The sequence below is a fragment of the Mesorhizobium ventifaucium genome (assembly GCF_935822925.1).
GTDB classification, from domain to species: domain Bacteria; phylum Pseudomonadota; class Alphaproteobacteria; order Rhizobiales; family Rhizobiaceae; genus Mesorhizobium; species Mesorhizobium ventifaucium.
The window spans coordinates 281-4,759 of record NZ_CAKXZS010000061.1; the positions used below are offsets into that span (position 1 = coordinate 281).

The window sequence follows — 4,479 nt, forward strand, 5'->3', positions numbered from 1 at the left end:
ACCTCGCGAGCGTAAAGGCCTCGCTCGCCGAACCGAACTTCCTCCTCAAAATCATTCCGCATGTCGACGGCACGCCGCGCATCTGCGAGCTCGTGGAATATCACTTGGAGGACGTCGAGCTCAGAGGTGCGTGGACTGGTCCGGCAGCCCTGAACCTTTGGTCCCACGCCCTGGCCCCAGTCGCCGAGCTGCCGGTGCTGGAAGTCGTTTCGGCGGTTCACATCGTCGCCGATCTCACGCTCGCGCTCGGGAAGGTCGTCCACGACTACCTCGCGGAAGCCGAGCCTCACTATCGGAAAGGAAGAACCCATGCATTCGCAGAATGAAATTTCATCTTGCAAGCACGCTAGCGGGGGTGGCCGGCTCCTCAACAAGGTGGCGGTGATCACTGGAGCCGCGAGCGGCATCGGCAAGGAGATTGCGCTCAGCTTCGCCCGCGAGGGAGCGAAGGTGGTCATCGCGGATCTTGATCAGAACGCTGCGCAAAAAGCCGCGTCCGAGATCGATCCGATGGGCGAATGCGCGCTCGGGGTTGGCATGGATGTCAGCAACGAGGAGCAGGTGGAAAGCGGAATGGCGCAGGCGATCGAAACCTTCGGGCGCCTCGACATCCTGATCAGCAACGCCGGAGTCCAGATCGTGGCGCCGATTGTCGAGTTCGAGTTCGAGAAATGGAAGAAGTTGCTTTCCATCCATTTGGACGGAGCCTTCCTGACCACCCGTGCCGCCTTGCGGCAGATGTACAGGCAGAAGGGCGGCAGCATCATCTACATGGGATCCGTGCACTCCAAGGAGGCGTCGCCGCTCAAGGCGCCCTACGTCACCGCCAAACATGGCCTCGTTGGCCTTGCGAAGGTCGTGGCCAAGGAAGGTGCCGCGCACGGCGTGCGCGCCAACGTGATCTGCCCCGGCTTCGTGCGCACGCCGCTGGTCGACAAACAGATCCCGGAGCAGGCGCGCGAGCTTGGGATCTCCGAGGCGGACGTGATCAAGACCATGATGCTGAAAGAGACGGTCGACGGCGAGTTCACGACCGTCCAGGACGTTGCGGAAGCAGCGCTGTTCCTGGCAGCCTTCCCATCGAACGCGCTGACTGGCCAGTCGATGGTGGTCAGCCATGGATGGTTCATGCAGTAGAGGCCCAGAGGATCGCTTCTCTGTGTCAAAAGGCTAGAGCCGTATACCTCAGAATAATAGCGATCGGACTTCCCACTGAGTAACAACATTTGGCAGGGAAGAATATCCCTGAACTGCCTTGACGGAGAGAAGCGTGCGGTACACGTCCTCGCACTCCAGTGATCGAAGACTAGAGGAGCCCGTTGCTCCCTTTTCGGCGGCCGTACCGCCCCTGTGTCTCTCGTCCATAGTGCACGATTTCAACAGTCTGCTGACGCCGGTCCTGACCATTCTCGAAGAGCTGCAAGCCCGCCGCGCCGGCACGTCCAGGCAGCTTAGGAAACTCGACGGTGCGATATACTGCGCATTTCGTGCCAAGATACTTGCTCGGGAACTTCTCGACTTTACGAGCCCGCGTCAGGCAAGGCCGGAACCGGTTGACATTCACCAGATGATCTCGCTCTTGGAGGCGGCACTTGAAAGTGTTCTGCCATCAAGCATCAGCCTCGAAGTTGATATCGCCAATAGCCTTCCGCTGGCTTTTGTCGACCAGCCGTTCGTGGAGCGCGCTCTCCTCAATCTTGTCCTCAATGCGCGCGACGCGATGCCTGAGGGTGGCGAAATCACCATTGCGGCAGCGTCGGAGTTGCCGCCTGTCAGCCAGGCTGGACCGCGTAAGCTGATGATCCGCCTTTCGGTCGCAAATCGGGGCATCTCTCCAGAGGCGCCGAGTATGGTGGGACATCCACACTTCTCGACCCAGACCAATAGGACCAGTCTCGTTTTGGCGATCGTCAAACAACTCATGGAGAGCTTGGAGGGTGGGCTCACACTGACCAACACTGCTCGTCAGGGCACGACAGTCGACCTGTGGTTGCCAGCAATCTCGGCCTGCTCAGCCGACTGAGCTGTTGGCGAGAGGAAAGGACCTATCGCGATGGAACTCCGCGTTCTGCTCACACAGTGCTTCTCCGCCATTCACGACTTCGTGACGCCGCGATATCGACCGGAACTTCACTATATGCGTGGCCCTGGCCCGGCATATGCACGGCGCGCAGTGCTGGACGAATCTCGACGAGTGATGCCGGTCCTGCGCAACCCGCGCCGGTAGCACGAGTCGTCGAGGCGGCAATTCCGCAACCTGCTGATATTGCAGGCGGTCACTTGACGCCCCGGCGAGCGTTGGCCGGCAGCCCGAGGGAATCGCGCGCCCGACCAAGCGGTCAGCGTTGGTTAGCAGGGTCCTCCAGATTACCGCAATATACAAAGGTATGGGTCTGGCAACTACCGCGACATGAACGACGAACAACAATCTAATAGAAAAGCCGTGTATGCGCTGTAATAGATGTGTGTTGTGGCAGTATAGCGTTCATGCCTAATGACGCATACTTGCGTTAGCACATCGACAGAAGAAGGTATGGCGATGATATGCATAAACTGTGATCTTGTATTCCACGGACGTCCTACCAGATACTACTTCTGTACGCATACATGCTGGGAAGACGCCAAAACAACCACATCATGGAGGATTCTATCGGATGATTTCGGTTCTCTATCGCCTCCGGTCAGGCTCACTACTTCCGCTCATTTTCCTCGGCCTGCATAGCCAGGTCAGCGCACACGATGCCCCGACCGGGTGGAAGTACCCGTGGGCATGCTGCAGCAATATGGATTGCCAGCAGGTCCAGTCCTCGGCGGTTATCGAGAAGCCCCAGGGTTACGTCATCCAATCCACCGGTGAGGTGGTCGGTTACCGAGACAAGCGCATAAAGGACTCGCCCGACGGCGAATACCATTGGTGCGCACACCAGGCGGGTCTCGATGCGGGCCAGACGATCTGTCTTTTCGTCCCGCCCAGGGCCTCATGAGGCGGCAAGGGCACTTTACGGATCGTTGCAGCCGGCGACCGTGGCCGCCTACGCTCGCATGATGAAACACGTTTTACTTTGGTCGCAACCATCCCCGCACCGCTCGCCCTGATCACTCCCACGGCAGCAAAGTCGGAAAAGGGCCAAAGACTGCGAGGGTCGACGTCATCGCAGAACCCGGCATGCAGGCGCGTGAAGCGGCAACACTTACTCGTCCTGTCATAACCCATGGCCACTTACTTTGCCGGTTACGAGGGTCCGCGCGTGCGCTACGTTGGATGGGCAGCCTTCGCCTGCATTCAGTCGCGCGTCAGCGACGTAATGCGAAGCTTCAGGAGACTGGAAGCTCAGCTGAGGATCATCCTCCTTGGCCTGTGTGCCACCCAGCTTACAGCCTGCATCGCAGCCTATCCACGCGACGGCGTGCCTACGCAATGGATGGCCACAGCCGAAGTGAGTGGCTTCCCGGCGACATACGCGTCTGGGACGATTCCACAGGTTCGCCAACAGGCAAATCGCCCCTGTATCCTCCAGGACGGCGATGCTGCGGCGTGCGACACGCAGCCGATGACGTAGCGCAGGGCGGATGGAAGCAACTGGTTTAGGAGTTCTGCCGAAACGGCTAAGCGGTTATACCTCGGCATAATACCCAGAGTAGTCGAGGCAGGGTTAACGTTAAAACGGCCCCTGAAATCCAGCGTCCTCCCACCGGGGGCCGACTTGCCGCGCCGGTGTGCCTCTTGACCGCAAAAAAACCTCCCCTGCCGGCGCGGCCCCTCTCTAAAGGGCAGAACAGCGCTTTCGCTGCCCTGTTTTTCGTAGGCCCTGGTCGAAAAGCATACTTTGCGACCGGAACGTGGGCGTGGGATGAAGATCAGCGATAGATGTGATCGGCTTTGCTGGGCGCCCCAAGATGTGGGCACATTGACACGAGAGGGAAGTGGGTGAAGCCTGACTAGAACTGCGATGCCCGCTCTAAAAAGGTTGCGGGCAGTAGAGCCGAGCGATGGAAGATGGACGACACCGTCCAAGGCGGGCCGAAGAGGAGCGCCGGGAAAAACACAGGCAGACAGAAGCGCCCAGCCGCTCCTGTCTGGCAAGCGACGTCGACCCTCGCTTGGCCCCACGCGCTCCAAGCTACTTGGGATTGCGACGATCGCATCCTCACCCGGCAGATACGCCAGGACGAGGAGGCGGGGCCGCGGCCTGTCTTGGTGGTGCGGCTTGCGGCCGAGCACCCCAGCCGCACCAGCCTCGACAGACTGGCGCACGAATATGGCCTGAGAGACGAGCTCGACGGTACGTGGGCAGCGAAGCCGCTGGAATTCATCAACGAGAATAACCGCAGCGCGCTGATCCTGGACGACTGCGGCGGCGTGCCCCTCCGCCAGCTGATCGCGGAGCGAAAGCAGGGGATGGCGACCGAGCTCCCGCTCTTCCTGCGTCTTGCCATCGGTATCGCCGCGGCGGTCGGCAAGGTTCACGAGCGCGGTCT

4 protein-coding genes and 1 pseudogene are annotated in these 4,479 nt (G+C 60.1%); all 5 read left to right on the top strand.

Annotated elements, in window-relative coordinates:
• Positions 1 to 326, top strand: a 326-nt coding sequence (locus NMG70_RS33435) for an acetoacetate decarboxylase family protein (protein ID WP_436798491.1), incomplete at its 5' end; no start/stop codon positions are given.
• Complete coding sequence (locus tag NMG70_RS30555; protein ID WP_254027925.1) at positions 310 to 1,137, top strand: 3-hydroxybutyrate dehydrogenase; 828 nt, start codon at positions 310 to 312, stop codon at positions 1,135 to 1,137. The genes NMG70_RS33435 and NMG70_RS30555, both read left to right, overlap by 17 nt.
• A 229-nt stretch (positions 1,138 to 1,366) precedes the next feature.
• Positions 1,367 to 2,023 carry an ATP-binding protein gene (locus NMG70_RS30560; protein WP_254027926.1) on the top strand — a complete coding sequence of 219 codons (657 nt, stop codon included), beginning with the start codon at positions 1,367 to 1,369 and terminating at the stop codon, positions 2,021 to 2,023.
• A gap of 631 nt (positions 2,024 to 2,654) precedes the next feature.
• Positions 2,655 to 2,984: a hypothetical protein gene (locus NMG70_RS30565; RefSeq protein WP_254027927.1), complete on the top strand. Its 330-nt coding sequence runs from the start codon at positions 2,655 to 2,657 to the stop codon at positions 2,982 to 2,984.
• Between the two features lie 1,013 nt (positions 2,985 to 3,997).
• Positions 3,998 to 4,479 (top strand): annotated as a pseudogene (locus NMG70_RS30570) (hypothetical protein); the annotation flags it as partial.